Origin of the sequence: Humibacter albus DSM 18994 (assembly GCF_000421825.1) — a bacterium.
Lineage (GTDB): Bacteria > Actinomycetota > Actinomycetes > Actinomycetales > Microbacteriaceae > Humibacter > Humibacter albus.
Genome location: NZ_ATXT01000015.1, coordinates 342669 through 357713 on the forward strand (window position 1 = coordinate 342669; position 15045 = coordinate 357713).

General features: G+C 69.7%; 14 protein-coding genes. 2 read left to right on the forward strand and 12 right to left on the reverse strand.

What is annotated here, in order from left to right; genetic code table 11:
- Positions 1–132: 132 nt before the first annotated feature.
- Both H623_RS0111070 and H623_RS0111075 read right to left on the reverse strand, forming a co-directional pair.
- Positions 133–2511, reverse strand: a complete 2379-nt coding sequence (locus tag H623_RS0111070) for an AAA family ATPase (protein ID WP_022901003.1) — start codon at positions 2509–2511, stop codon at positions 133–135.
- A 68-nt stretch (positions 2512–2579) separates the two neighbouring features.
- Positions 2580–3548: an alpha/beta hydrolase family protein gene (locus tag H623_RS0111075; RefSeq protein WP_022901004.1), complete on the reverse strand. Its 969-nt coding sequence runs from the start codon at positions 3546–3548 to the stop codon at positions 2580–2582.
- A gap of 189 nt (positions 3549–3737) precedes the next feature.
- Between H623_RS0111075 and H623_RS19345 the strand changes: the two genes are divergently transcribed.
- Both H623_RS19345 and H623_RS0111085 read left to right on the forward strand, forming a co-directional pair.
- A complete protein-coding gene (locus H623_RS19345) occupies positions 3738–4361 on the forward strand; it encodes a TetR/AcrR family transcriptional regulator (protein WP_022901005.1) in 624 nt (207 codons plus the stop codon).
- Positions 4362–4604: 243 nt separating this feature from the next.
- Entirely contained in the window at positions 4605–6287 is a 1683-nt protein-coding gene (locus H623_RS0111085; protein WP_022901006.1) for a DEAD/DEAH box helicase, read from the forward strand.
- Between the two features lie 170 nt (positions 6288–6457).
- Here the strand turns inward: H623_RS0111085 and H623_RS0111090 are convergent, their stop codons facing one another.
- From H623_RS0111090 to H623_RS0111135, 10 genes are all read right to left on the reverse strand, one after another.
- Positions 6458–6985, reverse strand: coding sequence for a hypothetical protein (locus H623_RS0111090; RefSeq protein WP_022901007.1), 528 nt, complete (start codon positions 6983–6985; stop codon positions 6458–6460).
- Complete coding sequence (locus tag H623_RS0111095; protein WP_022901008.1) at positions 6982–7569, reverse strand: hypothetical protein; 588 nt, start codon at positions 7567–7569, stop codon at positions 6982–6984. Before H623_RS0111095 ends, H623_RS0111090 begins: the two co-directional genes overlap by 4 nt.
- Positions 7566–8288, reverse strand: coding sequence for a TetR/AcrR family transcriptional regulator (locus H623_RS0111100; RefSeq protein WP_245558978.1), 723 nt, complete (start codon positions 8286–8288; stop codon positions 7566–7568). Before H623_RS0111100 ends, H623_RS0111095 begins: the two co-directional genes overlap by 4 nt.
- A gap of 113 nt (positions 8289–8401) precedes the next feature.
- On the reverse strand, positions 8402–10078 hold the full coding sequence (pgi, locus tag H623_RS0111105) for a glucose-6-phosphate isomerase (protein ID WP_026940234.1): 1677 nt from the start codon (positions 10076–10078) through the stop codon (positions 8402–8404).
- 226 nt (positions 10079–10304) lie between these two features.
- Positions 10305–10787, reverse strand: coding sequence for an FBP domain-containing protein (locus H623_RS0111110; RefSeq protein ID WP_022901011.1), 483 nt, complete (start codon positions 10785–10787; stop codon positions 10305–10307).
- A 63-nt stretch (positions 10788–10850) separates the two neighbouring features.
- Positions 10851–11486, reverse strand: a complete 636-nt coding sequence (locus H623_RS0111115; protein WP_026940235.1) for an NUDIX hydrolase family protein — start codon at positions 11484–11486, stop codon at positions 10851–10853.
- 92 nt (positions 11487–11578) lie between these two features.
- Entirely contained in the window at positions 11579–12694 is a 1116-nt protein-coding gene (locus H623_RS0111120) for a hypothetical protein (protein WP_022901013.1), read from the reverse strand.
- A 39-nt stretch (positions 12695–12733) separates the two neighbouring features.
- Positions 12734–13189 carry a hypothetical protein gene (locus tag H623_RS19350; protein WP_022901014.1) on the reverse strand — a complete coding sequence of 152 codons (456 nt, stop codon included), beginning with the start codon at positions 13187–13189 and terminating at the stop codon, positions 12734–12736.
- An 18-nt stretch (positions 13190–13207) separates the two neighbouring features.
- Positions 13208–14080 carry a DUF2249 domain-containing protein gene (locus H623_RS21465; RefSeq protein ID WP_245558979.1) on the reverse strand — a complete coding sequence of 291 codons (873 nt, stop codon included), beginning with the start codon at positions 14078–14080 and terminating at the stop codon, positions 13208–13210.
- A 110-nt stretch (positions 14081–14190) separates the two neighbouring features.
- A complete protein-coding gene (locus H623_RS0111135; protein ID WP_022901016.1) occupies positions 14191–14895 on the reverse strand; it encodes an alpha/beta fold hydrolase in 705 nt (234 codons plus the stop codon).
- Positions 14896–15045: the final 150 nt, after the last annotated feature.

Below are 15045 nucleotides of genomic sequence, written 5' to 3' on the forward strand. Positions count from 1 at the left end.
GACCGCCCACCGCGCTGCGCCGCCGCACTGCCCCACCGCACAACTCCGCCGGACCGCTTGGGCCGCCGGGTGTGCACCTCCTCAGAACAGGCGCCGATCATGTGCCACCCGCAGCCCATCGGCAGCACACGGTCAGGGACGCACGAGGGCGAGCCGCTGCGTCGGCCGCGTCATGGCGACGTAGAGCGCGGATGCCCCGCGCGGCGACTCGGCGACGATGCCATCCGGATCAGCGATCACGACCGCGTCGAACTCGAGGCCCTTCGCATCCTGAGCGGTCAACACGACGATCGGCTTCACGAGTCCGGCCGCTCCGCGCCCGGCGTCCCCGCCGAACCGGGCCGCCACCGCCTCCGCGACGTCGTCGGCGAGCGCGACCGGGCTGATCACCGCCAACGTGCCTGAGTCGTCGATCGCGCGGTCGTGCGCGACGGCATCCACGATCGCGGCAGAAAGGCCGGCCGGCCCGACGGCGCCCACCTCGCGCACCGGCCAGTCGCCCTCGCGCACGGCGCGCGCCGGCGTGATCGGCAGCCCTCGCGACCGAGCGAAGTCCTCGGCGACGCGCGCGATCTGCGCCGGCGTGCGGTAGTTCACGGTGAGCTGCTCGAGACGCCAGTGGCCACGGAAGAACGGGCCGACGGCATCCTCCCAGCTGCGTCCGCCGCTCGCGGACGACGACTGCGCGATGTCGCCGACGATCGTGAACGACCTCATCGGGCAGCGCCGCACGAGCAGCCGCCACTGCATCGGGCTGAGCTCCTGCGCCTCATCGACGACCACGTGCCCGTAGACCCAGGTGCGATCGGATGCCGCCCGCTCCGCCGTCGTGAGCCCGTCGCCTCGGGAGTCGGCCGAGTCCACCAACTGCTCCGCCGTGACGAAGGCGCCGGCATCGGCGTCCTCGATGGCCGCCCTCGCCACGCGCAGATCGCGCTTGCGCTGCTCCTTTGCGGCCTTCTGCGCGACCTGGTCGTGGGCATCCGGGGTCTCGCCGAGCAGTTCGGCGGCCTCGTCCAGCAGCGGGATATCGCCGATGGTGAACGCCGCGTCGCGCGGCCGCGCCAGCAGCGCGCGCTTCTCCTCGCTCCACCGCGGGGTGAGCTCGGCGAGCCAGGCCGGGCGCGCGTACAGGTCGGCGAGGAGCTTCTGGGGCGTGAGCGGGAGCCACGCGGTGTTCAAAAGCACGCGCGTGTCGTAGCTGGTGCGCACATCCTCTCGCAGCACCGCGAGATCCTGCTCGTCGAGCGTCTGACCGCGGCGGCGCAGCTGCTGCGCGAGCTGCTGGGTGAGCGCCGACAGCGCGTGCTTCACGAACGTGACGCGGGCCACGTTGTGCGGCTTGCCGGTGCGTTGGGCGCGACGGAGGGCATCCGCGATGAGAGCGGGCCGCACCACGACTCGCTCGCCGTCCACCTCGATCGTCGACGCCTCGCCCGGAGTCTTCTGCCGGGACTCGACCGCACGCTTCAGCAGGCTCGCCATCTGCTTCGAGCCCTTCAGCTGCGCCGTCGCGACCGGGTCGTCGACGTCGGCCGTGACGCCGGGGAACAGCTCGCCGAGGCTCTGCATGACCACACCGGTCTCGCCGAGCGACGGCAGCACCTCCTCGATGTAGGTGAGGAACGCGCGGGTCGGTCCCACGACCAGCACTCCGGATGCCTGCAGCTTCTTTCGATGCGCGTACAGCAGGTAGGCGGCCCGGTGCAGCGCCACGGCCGTCTTTCCGGTGCCCGGTCCGCCCTGCACGACGAGCGCGTCACGGAGTTCGGAACGGATGATCCGATCCTGTTCGGACTGGATCGTCGCGACGATGTCGTTCATGCGCCCCGTGCGCTGCGCCACGAGTGCCGCCATCAGCGCGGCGTCGCCGGAGACCTCTTCTGGTCGCACACCCGCCTTCGCCAGGAGGTCGGCGTCGAACACCTCGTCATCCACGCGGAGCACGTTCCGCTCCCGCATCGTCAGCCGACGCCGCGCGGCCATGCCGACGGGGTTCGCGGCGGTCGCCTGATAGAACGCGCTCGACTGGGGGGCACGCCAGTCGAGCAGCACCGTGTGCTCGTCGTCGTCGCGCAGGCCGATGCGGCCGACGTAGCGCAGCCGAAGATCGCGCAGGGGGTCGGACTCGGGGCCGCGGTCTTCCGCCGCGCTCCCTGCGCTCCCGGCGCGAGCGGCGCGAGTCGAAGAGGCGGCCTCCGACATCGACTCACCCTCCGTGCCGCCAGAACGCCCTTCGAATCGCTGCGCTCGCTCAGGGACCGCAGCGGGCTCCTCGGCCAGCTGCAACCGCCCGAACACGAGCCGCGGATCGACCTCCCGCAGCTGCAGGAGGCGATCCTCGTAGAGCCGGGCGTAGGCATCCCGCTCGCCACGAGCCTGATGCGTTCCCGCCGAACCCTGTTTGCGCACGGCCGCCAGGCGCCGCGCGGTGTCGTCCCGCAGGGCATCCAGTCGGTCGTAGAGCTCGGCGACGACGTGCCGCTCGCGGTCCAGTTCGGTCTCGTGCACGCGCCCCCCTGGATAAAAGTCAGGACGAACAAGTTTAGTGGGCGCGCGCCGACCGGGGGCCTCGGCGACTACTTCGTGTCGATGCGTCCTACTCCGCCGCCGTCACGCGCGAAGGCCTCGCGGGCCCGGTTCCAGACGGCGCGCTCGCCCGTCGCCGCAGCACGGAGATAAGCGGCGCTCAGCCGGGCGAGCACGGCGACGCGCTCGGGGTTCTCGTCAGTGGTTTCGGCGGCCTCATAGTTCGGGATGCCTCCGAGCGAGTGCTCCGCACCGAACAACGTGAGCAGATCGGTCGCGCCGGGGCTGCGGTAGTAGGCATCCGTGAACCAATCCGGCCCTCGGCTCGACAACGGCGACTGGTCATGGTCCCCGGCCACGACCAGGGTCGGCGCGCTGAGCTGCGCGAACGACGGATTCATGAAAGGAAAGTTCTGCCTCGCGAACGGATGCAGCTCCTCGCCACCGACGCCCGTGGCGGCCAGCAGCGCCCCCGCACGCACCCGTTCGTCGCGGTGGTTCGCCCCGAGCGTGCCGTCGGGCTGCACGATGCGGGCGCCCAGGAGCATCTGCACGGTTTGGGCGCCCCAGGAGTGCCCGACCGCCACGGCGACACTCGGGTTCACGCGGCCGGCGAGCCCGGGAAGGGCATCCTCGACGGTCTCGAGCTGGTCGAGGATGCGCACCAGGTCGTCGCGGCGCTGCAACCAGATGCGGCCGAACCTCTCGTCGTCCAGGCCGATGCCGAGACGACGCGAGTCCAGGTGCGTGGGCTGCACCACGACGAAACCTTGGGATGCCCAGTACGACGTGAGCGGCGCATAGCCGTCGAGCGACCAGCCGTTGCCGTGGGAGAAGAGCAGCACCGGGAGGTTCCGGCCCCGCACGGGAGCGGAGACGCGCACCTCCAGCGGGAGTGCTCGCCCCGGTGCCGCAAGCGCAACCGGCGCGACGGAGACGACCGGAGCCGGCTTGCCGAGAACGGCGTCCAGTGACGGGAGGATCGCCGAATCGGTGACGGCGGCGAGAGGAGAGGACATGATGACCAACTTTCATGCAATCGATGCTCCTGCGATACTGAAGCGGAGCGGCGTTCCGAAACAATACGGAGCAACGCTCCGTTTCGCAAGTCCACCCACTCGCGACCCCATCGATACGAGGCGCTCGAGTACCGATGCGAAGCGCTCGACTCGAACCGTTCACGTGGAACGAACAAGGAGGCCAGAACGATGCCGGATGCCCGCTCCCGTAGCAAACGCACCGACGCCGTGCGCAATCGGCAGCAGCTCCTCGACGCAGCGGCCGCAGTGTTCCTCGACTCCGGGGTGAACGCCCCGGTACGGCAGGTCGCCGAACGTGCGGGAGTCGGGATGGGGACCCTCTATCGGCACTTCCCCACCCGCGCGGATCTCGTCGTCGCTGTCTACCGACACCAGGTCGATGCCGCCGCCGAGGCCGGACCACGCCTCCTGCGCGACGGCTCCGATCCGGCCGAGGCGCTTCAATCCTGGATCGCCTTGTTCGTCGACTTTCTCGTCACGAAACACGGCCTGGCCGACGCGCTCAACGGCGACGCGGAGAGCTTCGCTGTGCTGCACCGGTACTTTCTCGACCGGCTCGTCCCGGTCTGCGCCGAACTCCTCGACGCCGCCGCCCCCGGCGGGGCGCCGATCGCTGCTTACACCTTGCTCCGTGGCGTGGGGAACCTCTGCATCGGGGGCGCCGCGGCCGAGTACGACCCCGGCGAGTTGGCGCGGCTGCTGGTGGCAGGCATCCTGTCGCGACGAGAGATCAGTTCGAGTCGGGAACGGCGGACCCCGAGCACCGACGGGAACCCGCTATCCGCGACCTGAATGAAGCGGGTGCCCCGACGCCTGCTAAACTTGATACTTCTTGCGGTCCCGCCCGACGGGATCCGCCTGCGTCGTCAGAACGCATCACCCCGGGCAGTGCAGAGCACAGCGCCCGCGATTCCTTCTCACGGCGAACGGATGCGCCCACCGGCGCCTTCGCCATTGATCCGCCGCTCAGCGGCTCGGCCACGACCATGCCGGTCGTCACGAAGCCCCGCGGCGCTCTGTTCGAAAGACACCACTATGACTTCCTTCTCCGATCTCGGCGTGCCCACGCCGCTCGTCGACGTGCTGCGCGCCGACGGCAAGCTCGAGGCGTTCCCGATTCAGGCCGACACCCTTCCCGACACGCTCGCCGGCCGCGACGTGCTCGGTCGGGGCAAGACCGGATCCGGCAAGACCATCGCGTTCGCACTGCCCATCGCGGCCCGCCTCGGCACGACGCTCGCCGGCGGCAAGCGCCGCGCGGGGCACCCGCTGGCGCTGATCCTCGCCCCGACCCGCGAGCTCGCGACGCAGATAGCCACCACGCTGGAGCCCCTCGCGGCCGCCTACGGACTGACCACCACGACGGTGTTCGGCGGAGTGAACCAGAAGCGCCAGGTGGATGCCCTGCGCGCCGGCGTGGACATCCTCGTCGCCTGCCCCGGTCGCCTCGAAGACCTGATGGGTCAGGGATTCGTCTCCCTCGACGCCGTGGAGATCACGGTGCTCGATGAGGCCGACCACATGGCCGACCTGGGCTTTCTGCCCGTCGTCACGCGCATCCTCGACAAGACGCCGAAGGACGGTCAACGTCTGCTGTTCTCCGCCACGCTCGACAACGGTGTGGACAAGATCGTCAAGCGCTTCCTGCACTCCCCCGTGATGCACTCCGTCGACGACGAGACCAGCCACGTGGACCGCATGACGCACCACGTGTTCGAGGTTGCGGACGCCGACGCCAAGAACGACCTGGTGCGCACTCTCGCCTCGGGAACCGGGCGCAGCATCCTGTTCATGCGCACCAAGCACCACGCGAAGAGGCTGGCCAAGAAGCTGACGGAGTCGGGCATTCCGGCCGTCGACCTGCACGGCAACCTCTCGCAGCCCCAGCGCGACCGCAACCTGGCCGCATTCGGCGAAGGCGGCGTGCGCGTGCTTGTCGCCACGGATGTCGCCGCTCGCGGCGTGCACGTCGACGACGTCGAGCTCGTGGTGCACGTGGATCCCCCGGCGGAGCACAAGGCGTACCTGCACCGCTCCGGCCGTACGGCCCGCGCCGGGGCCACCGGCGACGTGGTCACCATCTCGCTGCCGGCGCAGCGCAGCGACCTGAGGATGCTCCTGCGCAAGGCCGACATCACGGTCACCCCGATCGCGGTGACTGCCACGTCGCGCGAGGTCGCGACGCTCGTCGGCGAAGTCGCACCGTACGTGAAGCCCGCACCGAAGGCGCAGCAGGGCGGCGGCCGTAGCGGTGGGGCTGGCAACGGCGGCTCGGGCTCGCGCGGAGGCAGCGGCGTAGGACGTGGCCGGGACTCTGCCGGCGCCTCCGGCCGCGGCAGAGGACCCGGATCGGGTCGCGGGAACGGCGCGGGTCGGAGCGCAGGCTCCGACAGCGGCGCGTCCCCGCGCGGCGACCGGTCCGGCCGGTCGAACGACGCGGGCCAGGCGAACGGTCAGGCGCGCGGCGGCAGCGGCCGTCGATCCGGCGGTCGCTCCGGCGCCGCACGCAACGGAAACAGCGCCGTCGCCGGCTCGACGTCGTCGACCCGCGCGAACGGCGACCACGCTCACGGCGGGACGACCGGCAGCGGGCACGCCGGCAACCGCAGCAACGGCGGGCGTTCCGGCGGCCGAAGCACGGGCATCCGAGTGGGCGACATCGTGCGGCCGAACTCCGGCACGTCGCGCGGCCGCGGCTCGCGCCGCGCGCAGGGCTGACGCCCCGGCGACCGACCACCGACGTGCGCAACTGAGACAGCCCGTTTCGGCTGAGACATGCGGACTGGAGCGCTGTCTCAGCCGAAACGGGCTGTCTCAGGGGTGGTGGGGGCCGAACTCAGTCGCGGTACAAGCGAGCTGTCGACGCACCTGAGTCGTGAACAACGACCTCACTCGGATTCCGCTGCGCCGCCCGCCCGGTGCGCGTCCGCCGCGAGCGCGCTCCGCGACGTCTTCCACCAGCCGAGTGGTACCGCGACGCCGCACGGGAGGGCGAACGGCGCGAGCATCAGTCCGGCGAGCAGGCTTCCTCCCAGGACCAGCCCGACGACTGCCGCGGTCGCGAGCCCGATCGCCACGCCGAAGGCCGTGAAGGCCACCACGTGCACACGATCACGGGAATGCGCCTTGAGCGCGCGGCCGAGGAGCCCCGCGAACGGTGCTCCCACAAGCGCCGCAGCGACGCTCACGGGCAGGCCGACGAACCCGCCCCCGATCACGAAGGCGAAGGCGAACATCGGCGAGCTGATGAGTCCGACCACGATCGCCACGACGGCGGCCATCGGTTGGAACCACAACACCGCCCAGAACACACCGGTGATGAACTCGAACGTGGTGAACGCGCGAGGGTGCTCGGCCGTGCGCGGCGACGAATTCCCGTAACGGCTGGCGAGGGTGTTTCGGCTCGTCTGCGTCATTCAAGCCTCTGCACCACGGAGCGGATACCTGCCAGAAGAGCGTCCGACTTCCGCGCCCTGCGTAGCGCCAACAGCCTGCCGATCGCCACCGCGGCTCCTGACGCGCAGGAGAACGGAACGTCGCGCGGGACGTCGTTCAGACCGGGGACTTGCGGCCCCGATCCGACGATCATCGCCAGGACAGCGTCGCTGGCGCTCATCGTGATGGCGCCGAGCACCAGCCCGAACAGCCCGAACAGCAGCAGGTGAATCCCGTCGGCGCGCACCCGGCGCACAAGGTGCCCAAGCACATAGGCGCCTGGAGCACCGACGACCAGTGCCGCGATGCTGCAGGGAAGCCCGATGACGGCGCCGAAGATCACGGCGATCAGTCCGAAGTTCAGTGACGCCTGCGCGATATTGCTCACTGAACCGGCAGGAAGGCCCATGGACACGATGGCCCCGCTGACGAAGGCGATAACGATTCCCATCGGCTGGAAGACGAGAAATGCAAGGAGCGCACCGCGCGTGAATTCCGCGAGCGTGAACGCTTTCGGCTCCCCGGATGTGCGAGGCGACACGATGCCTCGGAGCACAGCGCTCACATTCCCGCCTCCGCGACGAGGTCGAGCAGGGACCGCAGCGGAGCGCGGAGGAACGGCGTCCGGATCGCGGGGAGCGCGGCCTTCAGCAGCCGCAGCCCCTGATCCAGCAGCCGGGCGGTGCGCCGCTGCTCGTCCGACCGATCGTAGGACCAGTACAAGCTGAGCTGGAGGTGGCCGAGCCAGAGCAGGTCGGGCATCCGTTCCTCGAACTCGGGCGGGAGCCGGTTCCTGGCTCCGGTGATCGCCTCGCGGAACAGCCCGACCGTGATCTCTCGCGCGGCCGAGGATTCGGGCGACAACGGGTTCAACGGCGAGTCGGGAGCGACCATCGCGTTCAGGAAACCCGGTGCGAACGAATGGAACGGCGCGAGTTGCGCCAGCCCTTCCCGGTAGACGATGCCGACGCGCTCGATGAGGCCCGCGGATGCCTTCAGCCGCGGCTCGACGGCGGCGCGGTGCGCTTGTTGCACCTCGATGTACAACTCCTGCACCAGGTGGTTCTTCGTCGGGAAGTAGTAGTAGGCGTTGCCGAGCGAGACGCCGGCGTCCTGCGCGAGGCTGCGCATCGTAGTGGCATCGAACCCGTTCTCGCGGAACGAGCGCAGCGCCGCGTCGCGAATGGCCGCCCGCGTGCGCTCCGCTTTCGACGATCGACTCTCCGACGGCGGGACCTTCACGGACCGGTCCCCGGAAGTCTCCGCTCCCTCATTTTCGAACACGTTCAAAAGTTATCACGACGTGCGCAATTGAGACAGCCCGTTCCGGCCGAGACATGCGCTCTGGAGGTCTGTCTCAGCCGGAACGGGCTGTCTCAGGGTGGTACGGGCCGAACTCAGCCGCGGTGCGAGCGGTAGTAGTCCAGGAGGGCGCGAGTGGAGGCATCCTGGGCGGCCGCGGCATCCGCGTCGCCCTCGATCGCTGGCGCGATCTGCAGTGCCAGCTGCTTGCCGAGCTCGACACCCCACTGGTCGAACGAGTTGATGCCCCACACGACGCCCTGCGTGAACGTGATGTGCTCGTACAGCGCGATCAGTTCGCCGAGCACGCGCGGCGTGAGCGCCTTCGCGAAGATGGATGTCGTCGGCCGGTTCCCCGGGAACGTGCGCGCGGCCACGAGCGCCCCGGTCGTGCCCTCCGCCTCGACCTCCTCGGCGGTCTTGCCGAAGGCGAGCGCCTTCGTCTGCGCCAGGAAGTTCGCGATGAACAGGCCGTGCACGTCGCGGTCGCCGTCCTTCAGCGGATAGGCCGGGTTCGCGAACGCGATGAAGTCGGCCGGGATGAGCCGCGTGCCCTGGTGGATCAGCTGGTAGAACGCGTGCTGGCCGTTCGTGCCGGGCTCGCCCCAGAAGATCTCGCCGGTCGTCGTCGTGACCGGGGATCCGTCCCAGCGCACCGACTTGCCGTTGGATTCCATGGTGAGTTGCTGCAGGTAGGCCGGGAAGCGGTGCAACTGCTGCGCGTACGGCAGCACGACGTGCGACTGCGCCCCGAGCAGGTTCGAGTACCAGACGTTGAGCAGGCCCATCAGCACCGGAACGTTCTGCGCCAGCGGAGTGGATGCCACGTGCTCGTCGACCGCGTGGAACCCCGCGAGCAGCTCGCGGAAGTTCTCCGGCCCGAACGCGATCGCCAGCGACAGACCGATCGCGGAGTCGACGGAGTAGCGGCCGCCCACCCAGTCCCAGAACCCGAACGCGTTCGTCGGGTCGATGCCGAAGTCGGCGACCTTGTCGAGCGCGGTCGAGACGGCGACGAAATGGTGGGCGACGGCATCCGTGCGGCTGTTCTCGTCGTCGCCGATGGCCCCCGCCGCTGCCAGGCCCTCCCAGAGCCAGTCGCGAGCGAGGCGTGCGTTCGTCAGGGTCTCGAGCGTGGTGAACGTCTTCGACGCCACGATGAAGAGCGTGGTCTCGGGGTCGAGCCCAGCGGTCTTCTGCGCAAGGTCGGTCGGGTCGATGTTGGAGATGAACCGCGCCTCGATGTCATCGGCGTAAGGCTTCAGCGCCTCGTAGACCATGACGGGGCCGAGGTCGGATCCACCGATGCCGATGTTCACGACCGTGGCGACCTTCTTGCCCGTGACGCCCTTCCACTCGCCCGAGCGCACCCGCTCGGCGAACGCGGAGAGCCGATCGAGCACCTCCTGCACGCCACCGTCCACGTGCTGGCCGTCGACGACGAGCTCCGGACTCTCGCCGGCCGGCCGGCGCAGCGCGGTGTGCAGCACGGCGCGATCCTCGGTCGTGTTGATGTGCACGCCCGAGAGCATCTGCGCGAAGCGCTCCGCTACCCCGACCTGCTCGGCCAGGCGAACGAGCGAGGCGAGGATGTCGTCGGTCACGAGATTCTTCGAGAGATCGACGTGCAGGTCGGCCAGTGGCAAGCTGAGGCGGTCCACGCGGCCGGAGTCGGCGGCGAACCAGCCACGCAGATCCGGGGTGAACGAGTCGCGGTGGGCCTCCAGCTCGGCCCAGGCAGAAGTGGTGGTGGCGTCGATCGGTGAGTTCACGCCATCCACGCTAGTCGGGATCGCGACGGAGAGCAGTGCGCGGTTCAGACAGCTGCGCACAATTCAGGCTCGCGGCGGCACCGGGGTGCAAATTGCCCGGTGAACACCGACCGCCACCGCACCTGTTGGGCGTCGCAGCCTGAATTACGAACCGGGAACCCGGGCCGGGGCGGCGGCATGGGAAACGCCGCGACCATGCTCCACGAGAGGACCCGCCGCGGCCGACTCAGGCCGTCTTCATCACCGTGGCGGTGAAGTTGTGCACCCGGCCCAGGAGGGCATCGGCTCGCTCGGAGATGTGCTCGGCGGATTGCGCGTGGGGCGGCGCGATGCGGATGAGCAGCGAGCACGCCAGGTCGTCGCAGATGTACGAGCCGATGGTGTTGCCGTTGCGCCCGGCCGCCCCGGCACGCGGCGCGCTGAACATGCGCACCTGGGTCGCCGGCTGCGACGAATGGCAGAACGAGCACATCGCGGCGATCCCGGGACGCAGGCCGCCACTCGCGGCGCGCAACACGATGCCGGTCGGTCGGTCGTGCATCCAGTGCACGATGTAGCCGAGGTGGGATGCCTGCGGGTCACGCCAGCCGAGGAACTCGCGTTCGTCCCACAGCGTCTCGTGGATGCCCGGAATGGGCAGCCGGTCGAGCTGCTCCGGGGTCGCATTCACGAACGACGCTCGGATCTCCTGTTCGGTCAGCGGCTTCACGCGGCTCCCCTCACGGTCTGGCGATCGCAACAGGATAACTGCGCTGACGCGGAGGCGCTCCCGCTACGGCAGCACCCCCACCGATGCCAACGCCGCCCGCACCAGGGCACCACGTCCACCCTCCAGCTCGGCCGCGACCTGAGGGCTGGCCGCCTCGGCGGGCGAGAGCCACGTGAGCTCCAGCGCATCCTGCCGGGGCTCGGTCGTGCCGGTGACCGGCACGACGAACGCGAGCGAGACCGCATGCTGGCGATCGTCGTGGTACGCCGAGACACCGGGGATCGGAAAGTACTCGGCCACCGTGAACGGAACGGGGCTGGCCGGGAGTTGAGGGAACGCCATCGGACCGAGGTCCTTCTCGAGATGCCGGAACAGTGCGTCGCGCACCGTCTCGCCGTACATCACCCGGCCGGAGACGAGCGTGCGCGTGATCTCCCCGAGCACGTTGGCCCGTAACAGCAGCCCGACCTGGGTGACCTGCCCCAGCCCGTCGACACGCACCGGCACCGCCTCCACGTAGAGGATCGGCATGCGGTGCCGCAGCTGCTCGAGCTCGATGTCGCTCAGCCAGCCCGGACCCACGCCGGGCAGCACCCCGTCACCCGGTTCTCCGGACTGCCCACCCGGCCGCCCATCGCCCGGACGCCCGCCGCCCGGACGCGAGTCGTCGGGGTCTGGATCAGGAGTACGCACCGTCATGAGTTGATCTTACGGATGCCGTGGGCGGGCATCCTCGGCCCTACCTCGGTTCGGTACGCAGCGGCCCCAGTAGGCAGCTGTGGACGGAGGGATCACGAACGCCACGCTCCGTCGTCGTCCTGAGTCCATTCCTTCGTCGTAGAGGCGTCGAGTCTCACCGGCGTGAACCAGTAGGTCGCGTCCGGATCCCAGCCCGCGAGCACTGTCGCCGTGTCGCCGTCCACCGGCAGCGCGCGGCCTGCAGACGCGAGGTAGCCGGCCACGCTCAGGTGCACGCCGTCGTGCTCCCGTCCGATCGATGACCAGTCCGGGATGACCCACCGGCCGACCCTTCCCGTGGTGCGGTACCAGTCGTGGCGGCGCGACGCGGTGACCTCGAGCGGATGCCGTCTGCAGAGCTCGATCCAGGCATCCGGGCCGTCGATCTCGTACACGTCGGCATTCGCAGGCACATCGACCGCTGTCGCCACGGCACGCGTCCACCCCAAGCCGTCTTCGACCCAGTCGAGCCGCGCCGGACCCGTCGCTCCGTGGTCGCGCGTGGTGACCCTCAGCTCCAGCGACGGCCGGGTCCACCAGGTCCCGCTCCAATTCGCCGTCGGGTCGGCAGGACGCTCGCGAGCTGCGCACACCTCGTCCTGCTCGACCCTCTGGCGCCATCCGTCGAGGACATCGTGCCGCGGTACGTCGTCTGCCGGATGCGGAACACCATCGAACGCGACGGCAGCCTGCCTGGCCGGATCCATCGGCGACGACCACCACTGCACGCCGGGTAGCTCGCAAATCCGTCGCGCGACACGCACGAGTGCGTTGCGCACCTCGTTTGTCGCGGCCAGGCCATCCTCGCCGTCCGGCTCTTGCCAGTACCTGGCGCTCGTCACCGAGGCGGTGACTGCGGCATCGACAGTACGGTCATCGAGTCGGTGCAGATCGACCTCATCGATCAGCTCGGCCACCTCACGAGGTGCCGGGTGTGGCATCGTCTCGCGTTCGGCTCGGCTGATCTGCTCGCGGGAGCCGGCGCGCGCGGCTTCGGAGGCGCCCGCCGATGCGGAGTACAGAACGGCGCTGCCATCTGCGGCCCAGTACCCGGCCCAGAACAGTGCAGTACGCAGATCCGAGGTGTCTCCGGAGCACGCGAGCACCGCCTCGAGGCAGACGCGGCGGCCCCGGGGACCGGCCAGAAGGGCATCCGCAGCGAGGGGCATCCACTCACGCTATCGCCGTGCGCGGCTCCCTGGCTTCGGTCACGCCCCGATCGCGGCGAGCACGATCCCCACCGGGATGCTCACCAGCAGAATCGCGACCACGATGCCGTACAGCCACGCAGCCCAGCGCGCGCCGGGAACGACGTGCCGCAGGTGCACCAGCTGCAGCACGAGCACGACCACCAGGAGCGCGCCGCCCACTCCGACCAGCGCCGGGATGCCCGCCAGATCGCCGACAACGACCGCCGCGTTACCGACGTTCCAGCACACCAGCTCCACCGTGAAGCCGAGCGCGGTCGCGGGCGCCGGCGCGACGTAGCGGCGCACGATGCCGAACAAGCACTGCGCGACACCGGCCACGAGCACGAGGTAGGCGGCAAGCCACGACCCATCCGGGAACTTCAGCGGTTCCACGGCCGCGGCCGTCAACCCGCCGAGCACGACGAACGCCGAGCCGATGAGGAAGAAGGTGAGCGAATACCTCTGGTTGGTCACCGCCGGGACGCTACTCGGTCACGCGACGACGTCGCCCGTGTTCACGAACTGCAGGCTCCACGCCTCGGGGCCGCGCTCCAGGTACGTCACCTCGTATCGGTCGCCCGTGAGCTGACGGATCTGCGCGAGCAGCGGCAGCGGGTCATGTCCAGCGATGAGTACGAGTCCCTGGTTCGGGTCCAGCGAGTTGAGCGCCCCGAACACGGTCGCGTGTCTGATGGCGTGCGGCACCTCGCGCACGTCGAGCTCCGGGTAGTCGAGGCCGTCCACCTCACCACACGTGCAGGCGGTGGGGTCGGAGCCGGCGGCGCCGGTCGTCTGCAGAAGGGAGCGGTGCTCGGGATCAGGACCGCCATGGGCATCTACGAGAGCAGCGGCATCCACCAGAGGTGAGGAATCGGCCGGCGCAGCGACGCCGCCCACGGGTGCAGCGCCCGCCGGGCCGCCGTGGACGTGCACGTGCGGCTCGGCGGCGGTCCCCGCCGGTGTCGCGGCCGGAACGCGAGTCTCGCCGACGCCTGCCCCATCCGAGGGCACCCGCGTTGCGGCGTCGGCGAGAGTCAGAAGCACGTCGGCACGGCCCACCGCGTTCAGGGCGTGCCGCACGTGTGCAGCGATGTAGAGGATGCCACCGGTCTCGAACCGCGAGGTCGTCCCGTCGACCTCGATGTCGACGGTGCCGGAGAGCACCTGCACGAGGATCGGCACCGCCGCCTCGTGCTCGGCCAGGCCCTGGCCCTCGCCGAACGAGAACCGCACGAGCCCGAAGCCAGGAGCCTTCAGGATGCGCTTGGTCGCCACCGCGTCGTCTCGCACCGGGAGCAGATCGATCAGCGCACCGGCGCCATCCGCGATGGTGATGCTGCGCCGGGCAGCCACTGTTTCCGTCACGCGATTCCTCCGTCTTCGACGAACTGGGAGAATGAAAGGCATCGAGTTTTAAAGCATCGAAGTCCGTTTTATTCTAGCCAGGTCGAAGGCGCCGGCGCCACTGAATGCGTCTACTCGCCCAGAGCCTCCACGATCAGCTCGCTGAGCTCGGCCGGCTTCGTGTACTGCGGCCAGTGCCCGGTCGGCAGTTCGGCGATGTGCAGCGATGTCAGCCGGGCGGTGTCGCCGAGCCACGCCGCGCCATTGTCGAGGAAGTCATTCAGCTGCTCGGCCGTCATGGTCGAGACGATGATGGTCGCCGGCACGTCGAGGCGGCGCTCGTCGTGCAGGTGCAGCGGGTCGATGGCCGCGTGCGAAGGAGAGGGATGCGTGTGCGCCGCGATCTCCGCGCCGAGCTCCGGTGTGATGTCGCGCACGTCGGCCTCGTCGAACACGTCCCACCCGGGGAAGGGCATGTCGGCGTCGTCGTGCGGCACCTCGTCATTCACGATGGAGCCTTCGCCTCCGGGCCAGCTGTCGACGTAGACGACGCGATCCACGCGGTCGGGACGCTGGTCTATCGCGCCGTACGCGACGAGCGCGCCGCCGCTGTGTGCGACGAGGGCGACCTTCTCATCGGCCGGCGTCTCATCGATGTGGCGCACGACGTCGTCGATGTGCGTCTGCAGCGTGATGCTGCTGCGATCGATCTCGTCCGCTTCGAGGCCGGGCATGGTGAGCGGATGCGCGTGGTAGCCGGCGGCGTCGACGGCGCGAGTGACAGCATCCCACGAGGATGCGTCGAGCCAGAGCCCGGGGATCAGGAAAGTCTGCATGCGGCGAGGGTAACCGGCGCCGGTGACATCCGGTACTCGCGTCGTATCCGCGCGACGGGAGTACCCACAAGTACTCCTCCGCACCGGTGTTCGACTCCGACAAGATCTGAGCAGGTGCCACGGCGCCACCCGGTCGCGCCCGGCGGACGC